At 67.2% G+C, this 17148-nt stretch carries 16 protein-coding genes; 2 read left to right on the top strand and 14 right to left on the bottom strand.

The features are described from left to right. Positions 1 to 37 precede the first annotated feature (37 nt). On the bottom strand, positions 38 to 799 hold the full coding sequence (locus tag AB4Y40_RS20330) for a sensor histidine kinase (protein ID WP_368689295.1): 762 nt from the start codon (positions 797 to 799) through the stop codon (positions 38 to 40). 154 nt (positions 800 to 953) lie between these two features. On the opposite strand from AB4Y40_RS20330, the gene AB4Y40_RS20325 reads away from it, so the two are divergent. Both AB4Y40_RS20325 and AB4Y40_RS20320 read left to right on the top strand, forming a co-directional pair. Next, positions 954 to 1295 carry an FKBP-type peptidyl-prolyl cis-trans isomerase gene (locus tag AB4Y40_RS20325; RefSeq protein WP_028202932.1) on the top strand — a complete coding sequence of 114 codons (342 nt, stop codon included), beginning with the start codon at positions 954 to 956 and terminating at the stop codon, positions 1293 to 1295. Positions 1296 to 1349: 54 nt separating this feature from the next. Continuing rightward, complete coding sequence (locus AB4Y40_RS20320) at positions 1350 to 2153, top strand: helix-turn-helix domain-containing protein (protein ID WP_368689294.1); 804 nt, start codon at positions 1350 to 1352, stop codon at positions 2151 to 2153. A gap of 15 nt (positions 2154 to 2168) precedes the next feature. On the opposite strand, the gene AB4Y40_RS20315 is transcribed toward AB4Y40_RS20320, so the two are convergent. The 13 genes from AB4Y40_RS20315 to AB4Y40_RS20255 all read right to left on the bottom strand — a co-directional run bounded on the left by AB4Y40_RS20315 (position 2169) and on the right by AB4Y40_RS20255 (position 17106). Next, positions 2169 to 3044: an MOSC domain-containing protein gene (locus tag AB4Y40_RS20315; RefSeq protein WP_368689293.1), complete on the bottom strand. Its 876-nt coding sequence runs from the start codon at positions 3042 to 3044 to the stop codon at positions 2169 to 2171. Between the two features lie 80 nt (positions 3045 to 3124). Beyond that, positions 3125 to 4321: an O-succinylhomoserine sulfhydrylase gene (locus tag AB4Y40_RS20310; RefSeq protein WP_368689292.1), complete on the bottom strand. Its 1197-nt coding sequence runs from the start codon at positions 4319 to 4321 to the stop codon at positions 3125 to 3127. Between the two features lie 140 nt (positions 4322 to 4461). Continuing rightward, positions 4462 to 6006, bottom strand: a complete 1545-nt coding sequence (gene purF / locus AB4Y40_RS20305; RefSeq protein WP_342918550.1) for an amidophosphoribosyltransferase — start codon at positions 6004 to 6006, stop codon at positions 4462 to 4464. Between the two features lie 125 nt (positions 6007 to 6131). After that, on the bottom strand, positions 6132 to 6626 hold the full coding sequence (locus AB4Y40_RS20300) for a CvpA family protein (protein WP_069261374.1): 495 nt from the start codon (positions 6624 to 6626) through the stop codon (positions 6132 to 6134). A gap of 7 nt (positions 6627 to 6633) precedes the next feature. Further along, entirely contained in the window at positions 6634 to 7557 is a 924-nt protein-coding gene (locus AB4Y40_RS20295) for an SPOR domain-containing protein (protein ID WP_368689291.1), read from the bottom strand. Positions 7558 to 7619: 62 nt separating this feature from the next. Continuing rightward, on the bottom strand, positions 7620 to 8930 hold the full coding sequence (gene folC, locus AB4Y40_RS20290; RefSeq protein WP_368689290.1) for a bifunctional tetrahydrofolate synthase/dihydrofolate synthase: 1311 nt from the start codon (positions 8928 to 8930) through the stop codon (positions 7620 to 7622). Between the two features lie 190 nt (positions 8931 to 9120). After that, a complete protein-coding gene (gene accD, locus AB4Y40_RS20285; protein WP_342918547.1) occupies positions 9121 to 9993 on the bottom strand; it encodes an acetyl-CoA carboxylase, carboxyltransferase subunit beta in 873 nt (290 codons plus the stop codon). 169 nt (positions 9994 to 10162) lie between these two features. Further along, complete coding sequence (gene trpA / locus AB4Y40_RS20280; RefSeq protein ID WP_368689289.1) at positions 10163 to 10972, bottom strand: tryptophan synthase subunit alpha; 810 nt, start codon at positions 10970 to 10972, stop codon at positions 10163 to 10165. A gap of 53 nt (positions 10973 to 11025) precedes the next feature. After that, positions 11026 to 11925, bottom strand: a complete 900-nt coding sequence (locus AB4Y40_RS20275) for a site-specific DNA-methyltransferase (RefSeq protein WP_368689288.1) — start codon at positions 11923 to 11925, stop codon at positions 11026 to 11028. Positions 11926 to 11946: 21 nt separating this feature from the next. Then, positions 11947 to 13140, bottom strand: a complete 1194-nt coding sequence (gene trpB, locus AB4Y40_RS20270; RefSeq protein WP_368689287.1) for a tryptophan synthase subunit beta — start codon at positions 13138 to 13140, stop codon at positions 11947 to 11949. Positions 13141 to 13217: 77 nt separating this feature from the next. Beyond that, positions 13218 to 13898 (bottom strand): phosphoribosylanthranilate isomerase, encoded by a 681-nt coding sequence (locus tag AB4Y40_RS20265; RefSeq protein WP_368689286.1) that lies wholly within the window; start codon positions 13896 to 13898, stop codon positions 13218 to 13220. 75 nt (positions 13899 to 13973) lie between these two features. Next, positions 13974 to 14789 carry a tRNA pseudouridine(38-40) synthase TruA gene (gene truA / locus AB4Y40_RS20260; protein ID WP_368689285.1) on the bottom strand — a complete coding sequence of 272 codons (816 nt, stop codon included), beginning with the start codon at positions 14787 to 14789 and terminating at the stop codon, positions 13974 to 13976. 16 nt (positions 14790 to 14805) lie between these two features. Continuing rightward, a complete protein-coding gene (locus tag AB4Y40_RS20255) occupies positions 14806 to 17106 on the bottom strand; it encodes a FimV/HubP family polar landmark protein (RefSeq protein ID WP_368689284.1) in 2301 nt (766 codons plus the stop codon). Between the last annotated feature and the right edge of the window lie 42 nt (positions 17107 to 17148).

Raw genomic sequence — 17148 nt, 5'->3', positions numbered from 1 at the left:
GCGGCAGCCGTTCACGTGCAATCCGGCTCGACCCCGCTCACGCGCCGCTCAGCGGCACATTCAGCACCAGCACCATCTCCTCGTCCTCGCCCACGAGCGCCGGCGCCTCGAAGCGTCCGCCGTGCGCCTCGGCCACGCGGTGGCACAGCGCCAGCACCCATGCGTAGCGCCCCGCTTCCTGCTGCTCGCTCGCCTGGGCACGCGCGAACGGTTCCAGCACGTGCGCCAGCGCGCCGTCGGTGAGCGCTGCACGCGTGGCGCGCCATTGCACTTCCAGTTGGGCGGCAGTGGCGCTCGCGCTCGCCGCGAGCGTCACGCTGGCTCCCTGAGCACTCGTTTCCGCCGCGAACACCAGCATCAGCCACAGCGCCTGCGCAATGCGTTCGCGGTCGCCGTCGAGCGTCGCCGCGCCTGTCGAATCGTGCACGGCGAACGTCACGCCGCGCGCATCGCCGAGTGCGGCGCGGGCGTCGTCCACGGCCTCGCCGATCAGTGCCGCGACGGCGAACGGCGCGCGCTCGATGCGCAGCTTGCGCGTCTCGGCGCGCGTGGTATCGACGAGCGTTTCGAGCAGCCGAACCTGCTGCTCCACGCCCGTGCGAATGCCGCCCAGCGCACGTTGCGCGGAGGCGTCGGCGTTGTCGATCTTGCGTTCGAGCACGTAAGCCCAGCTATGGATTGCATTGAGCGGACTGCGCAGATCATGCGAGACGCGCGAGAGCACATGGTCGCGCATGAACAGCGCTGCCTCGGCGCACAAGCGCGCCGTGCGCTCGGTACGGTTTTGCGAAGTCGACATCAGATTCCTCGTATTTCGCCACAAGCCGGGCGAGCGGTCCCCCATTATAGGCAGCGGCTAGCGAGCAACCGGCGTGCCCGACAAGGCGCTGCCCGCCCGGCCCGGCAAAGCGCCTACAATAACGGGTCCAACCTATCCGAATCAGGAGTTTTTCATGTCTATCGTGACCACCGAATCCGGCCTCAAGTACGAGGACCTGACCGAAGGCACCGGCGCCGAAGCCAAGGCCGGCCAGACCGTCAGCGTGCACTACACCGGCTGGCTGACGGACGGCCAGAAGTTCGATTCGAGCAAGGACCGCAACGACCCGTTCGCCTTCGTGCTGGGCGGCGGCATGGTCATCAAGGGCTGGGACGAAGGCGTGCAGGGCATGAAGGTAGGCGGCGTGCGCAAGCTGACGATTCCGCCGCAACTGGGCTACGGCGTGCGCGGCGCAGGCGGCGTGATTCCGCCGAACGCGACGCTCGTGTTCGAAGTCGAGCTGCTCGACGTCTGACGCCCGCTTGACGCGTCACGGCGCTCGCCTTAATTGCAATCGCAACCGGTCATCATGAATCCGCATCACCACACTCCCGTCACCGCGCCCGGCGTCGAACTGCGCCGCTACGGCGCGATCGAGGCAACCGATCTGCACGATTTTCACCAGATCGTGCTCGGGCTCGACGGCGAGATGGAGATGACCGTGAACGGCCGGGGCGAGCGCATCGACAGTGGTTCCGCGTGGCTCATTCCGGCGGGCGCGCGGCACGACTACATGGGTATTGGCGATAACCGCCAGCTCGTGCTCGACCTGCCCGCGGCCACGCTCGCGGTGCCCGAACGGTTGTTCGACACCGCGCGCGCCGTGCGCCTCGACCCCGCGCTCACGCAGCTCGTGAGCCAGATCGCGCAGCGCGCCGCCGCGGCCGCGCCGCCGCGCGACGGCGCCGACCTGCGCGCGCGCCGCTTTCACTGGGACGCCTCGGCGCGCCTGTGCGCGGCCTTCATCGCACAAACCGGCGTGGCAGCCAGCGCCCAGTTCAGCGCGGCTGCCGGGCTGGACTTCGCACGCATCGACCGTTGGCTGCGCGCTCATCTCGCGCAGCCGCTGCGCATTGCCGATCTCGCCGCGCACTGCGGCTTCGGCATGCGGCGCTTTCATCAGCTTTTTATCGAGGCGTTCGGCGAGACGCCGCATCGCTACCTGCAGCGGCTACGGCTCGACACGGCGCTCACGCTGCTCGCCGACCCGCGCGCCTCGCTCACCGATATCGCGCTCGAAGTGGGCTTCGGCGACCAGAGCGCGTTCACACACGCGTTCACGCGCCGCTTCGGGCTCGCGCCCGGCCAGTGGCGCGCGCTGCCGTCACACTGAGCGCGCAGCCGCGCCTCATTCGTCGAAGCGGTATTCCCATGCGGCGCGTGCGCCCACCGTCACGTGCTTGCCCGCGCCCGTCACGACCATCGCGTTCTGGCCGAACGTGAGGCCGCCGTCCACGCGCGGATCGGCGCGAAATACGGCCAGCGTGTCGAGCGGTTCGGTGGGCCATTGCGCGTCGCGCTCGCCCGATAGCTGATCGATCGTCGTGATCGGGCAGCGCGCGCAGGGCTTCACGAAACGCAGCACGATCTCCTCGCCGCCCGTTGCCGATTCGATGGCGAGCGTGTCGATGAAGTCTTCCTCGAATGCGTCGTCAATGCCGCCGACGACGATGTTCGGACGAAAGCGCGCCATCGGCACGGGCGGCGCGCCCTTCGCCGCGAGGCGCGCGTTGAGTTCCGCGAGCGACGCCTCGCTCGTTACGAGAATCGGAAAGCCGTCGGCGAATTGCGTGGGCGCGTCTTCGCCGTTCGTCCACTTCTTGCTCGCGAGACGCGTCACGTCGTGCGCGAAGCGTAGCAGGCGCACCGGCGCGCCTATCGCCTGCGTGAACCACTGCGCCGCGTGATCGCCTTCGTCGAGCGCCTCGAAATCGTCGTCCCAGACCGAGGCCGGCACGCGCGCTTCGCCGCCGCGCGGCGCGAACGGCAGATGGAGCGCTGCGCTCATGCCTTCCATGGTGAGGCGCACGCCGTCTTCGACGAAGGTGGGCACGATGCGCGCCATGGCGGCGTACTGGCGCTGCGTGACGAGCCGGCCGTTCTCGTCGGCGACCATCCAGTGGCGGTCCCACTCGATGCCCTTGAGGCCGAGCTGCGCATCGTCGAGCGCGATCGCGCCGCACGACTTCACGGGATAGACGAACAACGCACGAACGATGGGCATGGCGAGCTCACGGGAAAAGAAAAAGGAAATGGGCCGGGCAGCGCCCGACCCACGATGATACAACCGCTGCTTAAAACCGTTTACTGCGCCGCATCGAGTCCGCGCGCGAGATCGTTGCGCACGTCCTGCGCGTTTTCGAGGCCGACGGCGAGGCGGATCAGCCCTTCGGTGATGCCGGCCGCCGCACGCGCTTCAGGCGTGATACGGCCGTGCGTCGTCGTGGCCGGGTGCGTGATGGTCGTGCGCGTATCGCCGAGATTGCCGGTGATCGAACAGATCTTCGTGCCGTCGATCACGCGCCAGGCATTCGCGCGCTGCTGCTCCGGCGTGTCGCCCTTCACCTCGAACGAGACGATCGCGCCGCCCAGCTTCTGCTGCCGCATGGCGAGCGCATGCTGCGGATGCGACTCGAGGCCCGGATAGAAAACGCGCTCGATGGCCGGATGCGTCTCCAGCCAGCGCGCGATGTCGAGCGCGTTGGCCGACTGCTTCTCCACGCGCAGCGTAAGCGTTTCCATGCCCTTGAGCAGCACCCACGCGTTGAACGCGGATAGCGTCGGGCCCGCGGTGCGCACGAACGGAAACACCTTCTCCATGATGAACGCCTTCGAGCCGACGAGCGCGCCGCCCAGCACACGGCCCTGGCCGTCGAGGAACTTGGTGGCCGAATGCATCACCACGTCCGCGCCGAACTTGAGTGGCTGCTGCAACGCCGGGCTGCAGAAGCAGTTGTCGACCACGAAGAGCGCGCCCGCCGCTTTGGCGATCTTGCTCACGGCTTCGATGTCGGCAACTTCGGTGAGCGGGTTCGACGGCGTTTCGAGGAAAAACATCTTCGTTTCGGGGCGCACGGCGTTCCGCCACGCGGCGAGATCGGTCGGATCGACGAAGGTGGTCGCGATGCCGAACTTGCTGAAGATCTGCGAGAACATGGCGAGCGTCGAGCCGAAAATGCTCTGCGAGCTGACGATGTGGTCGCCCGCCTGCAGCGCGGCCATCACCACCGACATGATCGCGGCCATGCCCGAAGCCGTCGCCATGCACGCCTCGCCGCCTTCGAGCGTGGCGAGGCGCTCCTGGAACATGGTGACGGTCGGATTCGAGAAGCGCGCGTACGTATAGGCGGTTTCGGCGTTCTTGAAGCGCTCGGCGGCTTCGGCGGCGCTGCCGAAACAGAAGCTCGACGTGAGGTAGAGCGCTTCCGAATGTTCGTTGAACTCGCTGCGCAGCGTGCCGGAGCGAACGGCCAGCGTGTCGAAGTTGAAGGTGTCGTCCATGTTCGTGTTCTCCGTGTGCTGAACAATCAGGCTTCAATCCTGCACGCGCAGGCGCAAAAAAGCCCGCTTTTGCGTCGGCAGAAAGCGGGCTTTCGGATTCGGCGGGAACGCGAGCCTCACGCTCGCGCTTGCCGAAGGGGTCACTCCACCGAGAGCTGCAGGTGCAACTGCGAGCGGGAGCCGCCGTCCATCGCATCGCTGGCGGCGTCGCGGTCCGACTGCGCCTGGGGCGCGAGGCGCGCCGTCTCGATGTTGTCGAGGTAGGTGCTCGTGATGTCGCCGGTGATGTAGTCGCCATCGAAGCACGAAGCCTCGAACTCCTTCAACTCCGGATTGATGTCGCGCACTGCCTGCTTGAGCGATTCCACGTCCTGATACACGAGGTAGTCCGCGCCGATGATGCGCGCCACTTCGTCGTCGGTGCGGCCATGCGCGACGAGCTCGCCTCGCGTGGGCATGTCGATGCCGTAGACGTTCGGGTACTTCACGGGCGGCGCCGCCGAGGCGAAAATCACCTTGGTCGCGCCGGCGTCGCGCGCCATCTGCACGATTTCCTGCGAGGTGGTGCCGCGCACGATCGAGTCGTCGATGATCAGCACGTTCTTGCCCTTGAACTCGATGCCCATGGCGTTGAGCTTCTGGCGCACCGACTTCTTGCGCATGGCCTGGCCCGGCATGATGAAGGTGCGGCCCACGTAGCGGTTCTTGAAGAAGCCTTCGCGATACTCCACGCCGAGCTTGTTCGCGACCTGCATGGCCGCGGGGCGCGACGAATCGGGAATCGGCATGACCACGTCGATCTTCACGTCGGGCAGCTCGCGCTTGATCTTCTCGGCGAGATAGTCGCCCATGCGCAGACGCGCGTTGTACACCGGCACGCCGTCGAGCACCGAGTCCGGACGCGCGAGATACACGAGTTCGAAGATGCAGGGGTTGAGCGTCGGCGCCGTGGCGCATTGCTGCGAGTGGAAGTTGCCGTCGAAGTCGATGAACACCGCTTCGCCCGGGCGAACGTCGCGCACGAACTCGAAACCGATGCCTTCGAGCGCCACCGATTCCGATGCGACCATCCACTCGGTGCCTTCCGGCGTTTCCATCTTGCCGATGCACAGCGGGCGAATGCCGAACGGGTCGCGGAACGCGAGCAGGCCGTAGCCGGAGATCAGCGAGACGATCGCGTACGAGCCACGCAGGCGGCGGTGCACGCCCGCAACCGCCTTGAAGAGCGCGGCCGGGTCGAGCTCGAGGCCCGAGGTCGCGAGCTGCACTTCGTGCGCGAGCACGTTGAGCAGCACTTCGGTGTCGGAATGCGTGTTGATGTGGCGGCGATCCACGCGGAACATCTCTTCCTTGAGCTGTTGCCAGTTCGTGAGATTGCCGTTGTGGGCGAGGACGATGCCGAACGGCGCGTTCACGTAGAACGGCTGGGCTTCTTCTTCGCTCGACGCCGAGCCGGCCGTCGGGTAGCGCACCTGGCCGATGCCGCTGGTGCCGGGGAGGCTGCGCATGTTGCGCGTGCGGAACACGTCGCGCACCATGCCGTTGGCCTTGTGCATGTGGAACGTGCTGCCGTTCGCGGTGGCAATGCCGGCCGCGTCCTGACCGCGGTGCTGCAGCAGCAGCAGCGCGTCATAGAGGAGCTGGTTGACGGGAGAGCGGGAAACTACGCCTACGATGCCGCACATGGCAGGTCCTTCAAAAAAGCGAAATCGGTCGCGGGTCGCCCAGCTTCATCCACACCGGTCGAGCGCCGCAAATGGGCAGTGTTGCCGGAAAGCTGCGCCTCGCATCGCGTCCGATCAGTTTCTGATCAGACGTGAACGTAGGCCGCGAGCGCCTCGGGCAACAACGGTTTCAGTTCGAGCACGCCCTGCACGGCATAGGGCCGCAGCAGCGCGTGGCGCCAGAAGTCCTGCTGGGGCAGCTCAGTCAGCCCGCCGAGGACGACGAGGATCAGCACCAGCACGACGCCTCGCACGAGGCCGAACATCATCCCGAGCGAACGGTCCACGCCGGACAATCCGCTCACCTGCACCAGACGGCCGATCAGTGCGTTGCCCACGCCGGCCACGAGCACCACGGCAATGACGATCAGCGCGAAGGCGATCAGCCACTGGGTGAGCGCCCCGCCCGGCCAGTTCGCCGGAATCCAGGGCACCACGTGGTCCACGTAGCGGCAGGCCACGAGCAACGCCGCGATCCAGCCGATCAATCCAAAAATCTCGCCGATCAAGCCCCGCCATGCGCCGCGCAGCGCCGACAGGCCCATCACCGCCATTACAGCGTAGTCGAATGCGGTGAACATCGACGGCTTATTCCGCGTTGGCGTTCGAGCCCGCCATCAGGCCGGCGCCGCGCACCTTGGCGATCGCCGCCGTGGCCGAGGCGCGGTCCGGGAACGGGCCCGCGCGCAGCAGCGTGCGCATCGTGCCGTCTGCTTCCTTACGCTGTTCGGTATATGCGGGTACACCCGCCGCTTTCAACTTCGTTACCCAATTGTTCGCCGTCGTGCCGTTCGAGAACGCGCCGAGCTGCACCGCGAAACGCGCGCCCGGAGGCGCTGCCGGCTTGCCGGATTCGGTTTTCGCGCCGTTGCTGTCGCTGCTGTCAGCCGTGTCGTTTGCGGCGGTCGTCGGCTTGCTGCTCGCGGCAACGGCCGTGCTGGCCGGCGCGGCCGGTTTGGCAGCGGGCTTTGGCGTCTGGGCGGTTTGCGTCGACTGGGCGGGAGCGGCTGCCGCCTGGGCGGGCTTTTTGGCAGCCGTTGCCGGCGTGTTGTCCGTGCTTTGGGCGCTCTGCGCGGCCGCGGCGCCCGAAGCGGCCGCGAGACCCGACGCGCCAGGCGTCGCTTCGGCGGCTGCGGGATTGTCGGGAGCGACGCCGGCTTGCGTGTCTTCGGCGTCGCGCTGGCGCGCGGCGGCCTTGTCGGCCGGCCGGCTCGGAATGTCGATGGCGATATCGTCGGTGACGGGCTTCGGGTGCGAATCGAGCACCATCGGCAGGATCACGATGGCCGCGAGCACCAGCGCGATCGCGCCGACGAGACGGCGGCGCGCGCGTTGCTTTTCAGGGAGTGTGGGGTCGAGCAGCATCGCCTCGGCGTCGCCCGACCGGTCCGGCCGGCGGCTGCGCCGCTCCACGCGCGCGCTCTGATTGCTGCGCCGGCTGGAGCCGGACTCGGTGCCGCGCCGGCGGGGCGCGTCAGCTTCATCTTTCTTGCCGAACGAGAAAATTCCCATGTATGGCTTGCTGTTGGCCTACCTGGCCTGTCTTACGTGGGCGGCGTGCGGGTGCCGGGCGGTCAGTGTTGCTGCGACTTTCGCCAGGCCATGACCCCGGCAACCGTCAGGAAACTTCCGAAAACAAGAATTCTATCATTTTCGGTTGCACGTTTTAGCGCATCTTGGAAGGCGGCCGCGGGATTTTCGTAGCGCGTGACGCTGCTATCGGCGCCGTCCGTCACGCCCGCTTCGCGCAGCACTTCTTCGAGCTGCCCGGCCGTGGCCGCGCGCGGCAGCGGCAGATCGGTCACGCACCAGTAGTCGATCTCGCCCTTCAGGTGCTCGATCACGCCCGCGATGTCCTTGTCGCGCATCGCGCCGAACACCGCGTAGGTGTATGGGAAATAGCCCATGCTGCCGAGGTTTTGCGCGAGCACGGCCGCCGCGTGCGGGTTGTGGCCGACGTCGAGAATGATCGAAGGCTTGCCCGGCAGCACCTGGAAGCGCCCCGGCAGTTCGACGTTGGCGAGGCCGAGGCGGATGTCCTGCGCGGATACCGGCAGGCGGTCGCGCAGCGACTCGAGGCCCGCGAGCGCCGCCGAGGTGTTGATCAGCTGGTTGGCGCCGCGCAGCGCCGGATAGGCGAGCGCCGAGCGCCGCATCGTCGGGCCCACGTAGCTCCACTGCTGGCGTTCGTTGCCGGGCTGCCCTTCGTAGCGGAAATCGCGGCCGAAGAGCCACAGTTCGGCGCCGATCGCCTCAGCATGGTCGATGAGCGACTGCGGCGCCATCGGGTCGGCGCAGATCGCGGGCTTGCCCGCACGGAAGATGCCGGCCTTCTCGTACGCGATCTTCTCGCGCGTGTCGCCGAGGTATTCGGTGTGATCGAGGTCGATGCTCGTGATGATCGCGCAGTCGGTGTCGAGCACGTTGACGGCGTCGAGACGCCCGCCCAGACCCACCTCGAAGATCACGGCGTCGAGCCCGCGCGAGGCGAACAGATGCATGATCGCGAGCGTCGTGAACTCGAAGTACGTGAGCGTAACGGGCTTGGCGAGCGAATTGCGCGCGGCTTCCACGGCCTCGAAGTGCGGCAGCAGCTCGGCGTCGCCGGCCTGCTGGCCATCCACGCGCGCGCGCTCGTTGAACTCGAGCAGATGCGGCGAGGTGTGGCAGCCCACGTGATAGCCCGCCTTGAGCAGGATCGTTTCGAGAATCGCGCAGGTCGAGCCCTTCCCGTTCGTGCCGCCCACCGTGATGATCGGGCAGTCAAACTTGAGGTCCAGCGCGTCCTTCACCTGACGGATGCGGTCCAGCCCCATGTCGATGCCGACCGGATGCGCAGTTTCGAGGTGCGTGAGCCACGCGTCGAGGGTGGGAAAGGTACTCATCAGGATAGAAATTGCCAGGTGCTGCGCGTGAGACGCCGCCAACGGCGGCGGGTTCACACGAATGATCCGCTTCGAAAGAACGGCATTATCGCGGAAATGACAACGCGCCGCTTGCTTTCGCTCGCGGCGCGTCGGGTATAGCGTTGCGGCTTGCAGCGCACGCAGCGCCGCAGATCGCTCAAAACAAGGATCAAGCCACCGCGTCGGCGGGCTGACGCTGCAGCAGCGCCAGCATTTGCGCGATTTCGTCGCGCAGCTTGCGGCGGTCCACGATCATGTCGATCGCGCCCTTCTGCAGCAGGAATTCGGCGCGCTGGAAGCCTTCCGGCAGCTTTTCGCGCACGGTCTGCTCGATCACGCGCGGGCCGGCAAAGCCGATCAGCGCCTTCGGCTCGGCGATCACCACGTCGCCAAGGAACGCGAAGCTCGCCGAAACGCCCCCCATCGTCGGGTCGGTCAGCACGGAGATGAACGGCAGTTTGGCCTCGGCCAGCTTGGTCAGCATGGCCGTGGTCTTGGCCATCTGCATGAGCGACAGCAGGCTTTCCTGCATGCGCGCGCCGCCCGATGCCGTGAAGCAGATGAACGGCACTTGCTGCTCGAGCGCGTTCTGCGCGCCGCGCGCGAAGCGCTCGCCCACCACCGAGCCCATCGAGCCGCCCATGAACGAGAACTCGAAGCAGGCCACCACCACGGGCAGCGTGCGGATCGCACCGCCCATCACCACCATCGCGTCGGTTTCGCCGGTTTCGTCCATCGCCTCTTTCAGGCGGTCCGGGTACTTGCGGCTGTCCTTGAACTTGAGCGCGTCGACCGGCACGATCTCCTGGCCGATCTCGTAGCGGCCTTCCGGATCGAGCAGGCCGTCAAGACGCTCGCGCGCATTGATGCGCATGTGGTGATCGCACTTCGGGCAGACGTGGAGATTCGCCTCGACGTCGTTGCGGTACAGAACCGCTTCGCACGACGGGCACTTGATCCACAACCCTTCCGGAATGCTCTTGCGGCTTTTCGGATCGGTTTGCTTGATCTTGGGCGGCAGCAGTTTATCGAGCCAGCTCATTGATGTTCCTTCCTTGACCTTCGTGATGCGCGGGCGCGGCGGATCGTTTCATCGTCCGATCGGTAAAACCGACCGGGTCTAGCCAGACCGGGTTCGACCCCGACCGCGCATGGCGAAAAGTGGATTTTACAGCAGTCTCGACTCTAGCCAACTACGCCAGCCTGCAGCGCTACGCGACGGAGACTTCGTCCAGCGCCGCGCGAATGCCCGTGATGAACTGCGTGAGCGTGTCGGCGGCTGTCTCCGGCGCGGCCTGTTCGAGCAGCTGAACGATGCGGCTGCCGATCACGACGGCGTCCGAAACCTGCGCGACGGCAGCGGCCGTTTGCGCGTCGCGAATGCCGAAGCCCACACCCACGGGCAGCGAGACATGCTTCTTGATCGCCGGGATTTTACCCGCGATGCTCGAAACGTCCAGATTCGCGGCGCCCGTCACGCCCTTGAGCGAGACGTAGTAAACATAGCCGCTCGCAGCGCGCCCCACTTCGGCGATGCGCTCATCGGTCGACGTCGGCGCGAGCAGGAAGATCGGATCGATGTCGGCGGCCTTCATCTTCGCCGCGAACTCGACCGACTCCTCGGGCGGATAGTCCACCACGAGCACGCCGTCCACGCCCGCTTCCTTCGCGGCCTGCGCGAACGCATCGGCGCCCATGCGCTCGATGGGGTTCGCGTAGCCCATCAGCACGACGGGCGTCTTGTCGTCGGTTTCGCGAAAGCACTTCACGTCGGCGAGCACGCTCTTGAGCGTCACGCCCTTCTCGAGCGCGCGTTCGGACGACTGCTGGATCACGGGGCCGTCGGCCATCGGGTCGGAAAACGGCACGCCCAGCTCGATGACATCGGCGCCGCCGGCGGCCAGCGCGTGCATGAACTCGACGGTGCGCGCGGGATCGGGGTCGCCGGCCGTCATGAACGGGATCAGGCCTTTGCGGCCTTGGGCGGCGAGCGCCTCGAACGTGGTCTTGATACGGGACATTTCAGGGTCCTCAATTTTCAGGCGTTACTGCGCGTGGGTCCGGCGGCGGCGCATCAGGCGCCGGCCGCAACGGCGCTTGCGGCGGCCGCGCTGACGCGTTCGCGCGCGATCGCGCAGTAACTTTCGTTAATTTCATAGCCGACGAATTCGCGTTGCTGACGTGCGCAAGCCACTGCCGTGGTGCCGCTGCCCATGAACGGGTCCAGCACGCGGCCGCCCGGCGGGCAGCTCGCGAGCACCATGCGCTCGACGATTTCCAGGGGCTTCTGGGTGGGATGATCCACGCGCTCCGCGTGCTGGCGATGCAGCCGCGAGACGGACCAGACGTCCTTGGGGTTGTAGCCGAGCTCCAGCCACCTGCTACCTTCGAATATTTTCCGCGAACGCGCCTTCTTGGTGGCGGCATCGTACGGGATGCGGACAGGATCGAGGTCGAAGTAGTAATTCTTCGAGACCGCGAAGAAACCGATGTTGTCGTGCACCGAGGTAAAGCGGCGCGTCGTGCCACCCATGCTGGGTACGCGACGATCCCAGACGATCTCGTTGATCATCGTGAGTTTCGACTTGAGATAGACGAAGATCTCAGGCGCGTACTGCCACGTGCAGAACACGTAGAGCGAGCCCGTGGGCTTGAGCTTCGGAATCGCCAGGTCGAGCCATTCATACGTCCAGGCGAGGAAGTCCTCGCCCGAGCGCATGTCGGAGTCGTTGCCGTAGTCCTTGCCGAGCCCGTAGGGCGGGTCGGCGACGATCAGGTCGATCGAGGCATCGGGCAGGTTGGCTGCATCGGTCAGAAAATCGCGGTTCAGGAGCCGGATGGTTTCCGGCACCGTGGCGAGTGCGGGTAACTCGGCGGCGTTGGCGACCGCCTCCGCGGCCTCCAAAGCAGCCGCTTCGGCGTTCACCTCACCCACGGGCGCCGGCATCTGCGGCTCGTCGAACTCGTCACGCATCGCTTGTATCGCTCCGGGCGCTCAGAACTGGATGCCCGATCGCTCAGCGACCGTGTGCATGTCCTTGTCGCCGCGGCCCGACAGGTTCACCAGCAGGATTTTCTCCTTCGGCAACGTCGGTGCGAGCTTCGCCGCGTACGCGAGCGCGTGGCTCGATTCGAGCGCGGGAATGATGCCTTCGATGCGGCAGCAGTCGTGGAAGCCCTTGAGCGCTTCCTCGTCGTCGATCGTGACGTACTGCGCACGGCCGCTGTCCTTGAGCCACGCGTGCTCGGGACCGACGCCCGGATAGTCGAGGCCCGCCGAAACCGAATGCGTCTCGATGATCTGCCCGTTCTCGTCCTGCAGCAGGTACGTGCGGTTGCCGTGCAGCACGCCCACGGTGCCCGCCGCGAGCGAGGCGGCGTGACGGCCCGTGTCCATGCCGTCGCCGGCAGGCTCGACGCCGATCAACTGCACCGAAGTGTCGTCGATATACGGGTAAAAGATCCCCATCGCGTTCGATCCGCCGCCCACGCAGGCGATCACGGAGTTGGGCTGGCGGCCCGTCATTTCAGGCATCTGCACGCGGCATTCGTCGCCGATCACGCGCTGGAAGTCGCGCACCATCATCGGGTACGGGTGCGGGCCCGCCACGGTGCCGATGATGTAGAAGGTGTTTTCGACGTTGGTGACCCAGTCGCGCATGGCTTCGTTGAGCGCGTCCTTGAGCGTGCGCGAGCCCGACTCGACCGGCACCACGGTCGCGCCCAGCAGCTTCATGCGGTAGACGTTGGCAGCCTGGCGGCGCACGTCCTCGGCGCCCATGTAGACCACGCACTCCATGCCGAAACGCGCCGCGATCGTTGCCGTCGCCACGCCGTGCTGGCCCGCACCGGTTTCGGCGATCACGCGCGGCTTGCCCATGCGCTTGGCGAGCAGCGCCTGGCCGATCACGTTGTTCACCTTGTGTGCGCCGGTGTGATTCAGGTCTTCACGCTTGAGATAGATCTGCGCGCCGCCCAGCAGCTCGCTCCACCGCTGTGCGTGATAAATCGGCGACGGCCGGCCGACAAAATGCTTCAACTCGCGCTCATATTCAGCGCGGAAGCCGGGATCGTCTTTGTATTTCGTGTAGGCGTCGCGCAGCTCGTCGATCGCCTGCATGAGGGTTTCGGCAGCGAATACGCCGCCATAAGGGCCGAAATGGCCGCGTTCATCTGGCAAATTGTACATAGGTCACTCGCTCGGCCGGGCTTGGAAGGACCCGCGTTGCGCGGGCCGTGCCGGCCAAAGGGGCATCCGCCCCGGATTCATCCCGCGTCCGCTTCGCGCACTGCGCGTACGAACGCCGCCATGCGGGCGTGATCCTTCACGCCCTTTGCGCCCGGCACTTCGATGCCACTGGAGACATCGACAGCGAACGGACGCACCTGGCGAATCGCATCACTGACGTTTTGCGCGTTCAAGCCACCACTCAAAACGGCCCGACGCGCGAGCCCTGCGGGAATAAGTGACCAATCGAAGACCTTTCCGCCGCCGCCGTAACCTTCGACATGGGTGTCGAACAACAGGCCGCTGGCTGATGAATAACGATTAGCCGATTCTATCAAATCGGCCTGCTGAGTATCGGCCGCCACTCGCAGCGCGCGCAACCAGGGCAAACCGGCAACGGAAGCCAGCGACTCGCACTGCTCGGGCGTTTCGTCGCCGTGGAATTGCAGCATGGTGAGCGAGACATTGCTCGCCACTTCGCTCATCCATTGCGGCGTGGCGTTCACGAAGAGACCGACGACCGAGACGAACGGCGGCAGGTCGTGCGTGAGCTCGACCGCCTGCGCCACGCTCACCGAACGCGGGCTGGGCGGATAGAACACCAAACCGACGGCGTCGGCGCCCAGGTCGATGGCGTGCGCAACCGCCTCGGGCGTCGAAAGTCCGCACAGCTTGATGCGGGTGCGGTGCGCGGGGGCGAGTGGCTCGGCTGACGTCATGGTTCTGGATGCGGGGTTGGTCTCGATGATTCAATCGCAACGTATATGCTGGCGCGATTCGCGGTGCGGGCCGCTTCAGGCACGGCCTTCGGGCGCGTCGCTCCAGATCGCGCTCCACGGCACGCTCGCGGTATGCGGAGCGGGTACCGCGAACGCATCAGGATAGCCTACCTGGGCGAGATAGAGGCCGTCGGGCATGAAGGTCGGCGCGGCCACGGTGCGGTCGCGGCCCGCCAGCACCTCGGCCATCCACGCGGACGGATAGCGCCCCCGCCCCACGGCCACGAGGCAACCCATGAGGTTGCGCACCATGTGGTGCAGGAACGCGTTGGCGCGAAAACGGAAGTGGATGAAGTCGCCCTGCGGCCGGATGTCGATCTGGTACAGATGCTTCACGGGCGTCTTCGCCTGGCACTCCGACGAGCGAAACGACGAAAAATCGTGCTCGCCGATGAGGTGCGCCGCCGCCTCGCGCATGGCATCGACGTCGAGCGGCGTGTGGATCCAGCCCGCGCGGGCCGCCAGCATCGGCGAGCGCACGGGATTCACGTAGAGCACGTAGTAGTAGGTGCGCTCGAACGCCGCGAAGCGCGCGTGGAACGTCTCGGGCATCGGCTTCGCCCACTGCACGGCCACTGTGGAGGGCAGGAACGCGTTGGTGCCGCGCACCCACGAAAACGGCGTGCGGTCGAGGTCGGTGTCGAAGTGCACCACCTGGCCGAGTCCGTGCACGCCCGTGTCGGTGCGGCCCGCGACGATGGTGGACAGCGGCACGGTGGCGAACTCGCGCAGTGCGCGCTCGAGCACGTCCTGCACCGTCTTGCCGTGCGGCTGCGACTGCCAGCCGCAGAAGGCGGCGCCGTCGTACTGGATTCCTAGCGCGATACGCATACGGCTTGCAGCAGCGTCACGAAAGCGGCGCGAGCGTCGACAGCAGCGCCTGCGCGTCGCTGCGCGTGGCGGGGTCGTTCGACTCGATCACTTCGTTGATCAGCGAGCGGGCGCCGGACACGTCGCCCAGCGCGATGTATTCGTGCGCGAGGTCGAGCTTGTTGCGCGCGATGCGCGCGAGCTGCTCGGGCGTGAAGACCGGCAGCGGCTCGGCCGAATCGGGCGGCAGGTTCAGGTCGAAGTCGAGCGTGAGCGCGCCAAAGCGCGGCGCGCCGAGGCCCGCGAGCGCACCTGCGCCCGCCGTACCCGCCTCGATGGCCTGGCCCGCCAGCGGCGGAGGCGGCTCGAAGAACGGCGACGCGAGACGCGCCGACGCCTCGGGCGTGGCGGCCGGCTCGGTCGAAAGCGGCGCCGCGGGCATGACCGGCTCCCCGATGCGCGGCGGCAGAGGCAGGTCGAGGCCGCCCAGCGCTGCTACTGCATCTTGCGGGAACGCGATCGGAACTTCGGCGTAGCTCATGTCTTCTGCGGTGACTGCGGGTACTGACGGAATTTCGGGTGCGGTAAGCGGTGCCGGCGGGCGCTCGAAGGCTTCCGTGATGGGCGGCGTTGCGACGGGCGGTTCGGCCTGCGGCGCCTGCTCGGCTTGCGGTGCGCCGTCGCCGAAGTCGAGCGCGAGATCGGGCGTAGCGGGCTTTTCGGCGTGCGCCGGTTCTTCCAGCGTGCGCGCCAGCGCTTCGGCGTCTTCGGCTGCGCGCGGCGCGCCGAGACTGTCGGGCGGCAGCGCATCCGCGCCCAGTTCCGCCGCTGCGGCGTGGCTGGCGGCGTCGGTCGCGTCGGCAAGCGTCTGCGGTTCGCCCGGCTCGACGCCGTGCGGCAGTTCGTGTGCTGCGGGAGCTTCCTGCGCAACCGAAGGCTCTTGCGGGGTGGCCGGGTGCAACTTGTCGGTCAGTGTGGGCGGCAGCGCTTCATCGTGTTCGAGCGGCGCGGCAGTGACGGCCGGCGTGGGCACCGGCGTGATCGCGACTTCGTCCGCTGCGGGTTCTACCGGCGCAACCGGCGGCACAAACTCCGACTCCTCCACAGGCGCGACTTCGTTCACACCCGGTTCATCCGCGGCGCGCGAAATCGGCTCGTGCAGTACCGGCGGCTCCTCGGCCACAGGCGCGGCGGCCACGGCAGCAGCAGCCGATCCGGACGGCGCCGGCTCGTGCGCTTCCGGCGAGGCCTCAGGCGCCTGCTCAGCCGGTTTCTTGCGCTTGCGCGTGAGCAGGCGCACGAACAACGCGAGCAGCACCACGACGACCGCCGCAACGGCACCCATGGCGATCGGCGAGACTTCCGGTTGACCGCCAGCCGGCCCGGCGTTCGCCGCGCCGTTCTGCACCGGCGCCCCGCCTTGCGCAGCAGGCGCACCCGCGGACGCGCCGCCGGCCGTCTGCGCCGGCTTGCCGATGCCGTGCTGCTGCAACGCCATCAGCACGCGGTTCTTCAAGGCGAGGAGCTGCTGCAGGCTCGAGACCGTCACGGGCGCTTTCCCGCCTTGTGCCGATGCGCTGCTGGCCGGGGCCTGCTGGACCGCACCGCTCCATACGTGCGAGTCGCTGGCCGCCGACGCCGGCGCCGCGGCGCTGGCGCCCACGGCAGCGGCACCAGAAGCGCCTTGCGCGGCCGCTTCGGGGCCGCTCGCTGCGACTGCCGAGGCAGCCCCCGCAGTCGTCGCGGCAGCACTTGCCGAACTCGCGCCAGCCGTTGCGGCAGCAGCCGCCGACGATGCAGCCGCCACAACCTCGGCAGCGCCGCTCGAAGCGGCGGCCGGTGTGCTGGCAGACGCGGTCGCCGCCGTGGCGGCCGCGCTGGCGGCAGCCGAAGCTGCAGCCCCACCCGATGCCGCCGTCATGCCCTGCGCCGCACTCGAAACGTCCGGCGTCGCCGGCACGTTCAGGTTCGCCCCCACGCGCATGCGGCTGGGATCCTGTTTGATGAACGCATTGGGGTTCGCATCGAACAGCGCCTGGCTCATGCGTGCGAGCGCGGCCTTGTCGTGCGTCTGCGTCAGGTCGACGGCCACGTCGTGCAACGACTGGCCGGGATGAACGGTGTATTGCCCCGCGACGCTCACCGCCGCCGCGGCGGACGATGCAGCACTGGGAGCGCTGGCACCTGCAGCGCTTTGCGCCGCACTCGCGCCACCCTGCGCAGCAGCGAGGCCGCAGAACAGCAAACTCGCCGCCGCCACGGTGGCGCGGATGGCGCGCCGCCCTTGGGCGCGCTTCGCGCGAGGCGCGGCGGAAACAGAATCAAATCGAACGATCATCAGTTGCCCTGGCATACCGCTCTTGCGGCTGTCGATCAAATA

Origin of the sequence: Paraburkholderia sp. EG287B (genome assembly GCF_040965595.1) — a bacterium.
In the GTDB taxonomy this organism is placed as follows: domain Bacteria; phylum Pseudomonadota; class Gammaproteobacteria; order Burkholderiales; family Burkholderiaceae; genus Paraburkholderia.
The sequence above is the reverse complement of the archived record's forward strand: the minus strand, read 5'-3'. Positions and strand labels throughout refer to the sequence as shown.

Coding starts and splice junctions, on each gene's coding strand:
- AB4Y40_RS20255 (WP_368689284.1), bottom strand. CDS start 17,106: ATGATCGTTCGATTTGATTCTGTTTCCGCCGCGCCTCGCGCGAAGCGC.
- AB4Y40_RS20330 (WP_368689295.1), bottom strand. CDS start 799: ATGTCGACTTCGCAAAACCGTACCGAGCGCACGGCGCGCTTGTGCGCC.
- trpB (WP_368689287.1), bottom strand. CDS start 13,140: ATGTACAATTTGCCAGATGAACGCGGCCATTTCGGCCCTTATGGCGGC.
- AB4Y40_RS20295 (WP_368689291.1), bottom strand. CDS start 7,557: ATGGGAATTTTCTCGTTCGGCAAGAAAGATGAAGCTGACGCGCCCCGC.
- folC (WP_368689290.1), bottom strand. CDS start 8,930: ATGAGTACCTTTCCCACCCTCGACGCGTGGCTCACGCACCTCGAAACT.
- AB4Y40_RS20275 (WP_368689288.1), bottom strand. CDS start 11,925: ATGCGTGACGAGTTCGACGAGCCGCAGATGCCGGCGCCCGTGGGTGAG.
- accD (WP_342918547.1), bottom strand. CDS start 9,993: ATGAGCTGGCTCGATAAACTGCTGCCGCCCAAGATCAAGCAAACCGAT.
- AB4Y40_RS20300 (WP_069261374.1), bottom strand. CDS start 6,626: ATGTTCACCGCATTCGACTACGCTGTAATGGCGGTGATGGGCCTGTCG.
- AB4Y40_RS20315 (WP_368689293.1), bottom strand. CDS start 3,044: ATGCCCATCGTTCGTGCGTTGTTCGTCTATCCCGTGAAGTCGTGCGGC.
- AB4Y40_RS20320 (WP_368689294.1), top strand. CDS start 1,350: ATGAATCCGCATCACCACACTCCCGTCACCGCGCCCGGCGTCGAACTG.
- AB4Y40_RS20325 (WP_028202932.1), top strand. CDS start 954: ATGTCTATCGTGACCACCGAATCCGGCCTCAAGTACGAGGACCTGACC.
- AB4Y40_RS20265 (WP_368689286.1), bottom strand. CDS start 13,898: ATGACGTCAGCCGAGCCACTCGCCCCCGCGCACCGCACCCGCATCAAG.
- trpA (WP_368689289.1), bottom strand. CDS start 10,972: ATGTCCCGTATCAAGACCACGTTCGAGGCGCTCGCCGCCCAAGGCCGC.
- AB4Y40_RS20310 (WP_368689292.1), bottom strand. CDS start 4,321: ATGGACGACACCTTCAACTTCGACACGCTGGCCGTTCGCTCCGGCACG.
- purF (WP_342918550.1), bottom strand. CDS start 6,006: ATGTGCGGCATCGTAGGCGTAGTTTCCCGCTCTCCCGTCAACCAGCTC.
- truA (WP_368689285.1), bottom strand. CDS start 14,789: ATGCGTATCGCGCTAGGAATCCAGTACGACGGCGCCGCCTTCTGCGGC.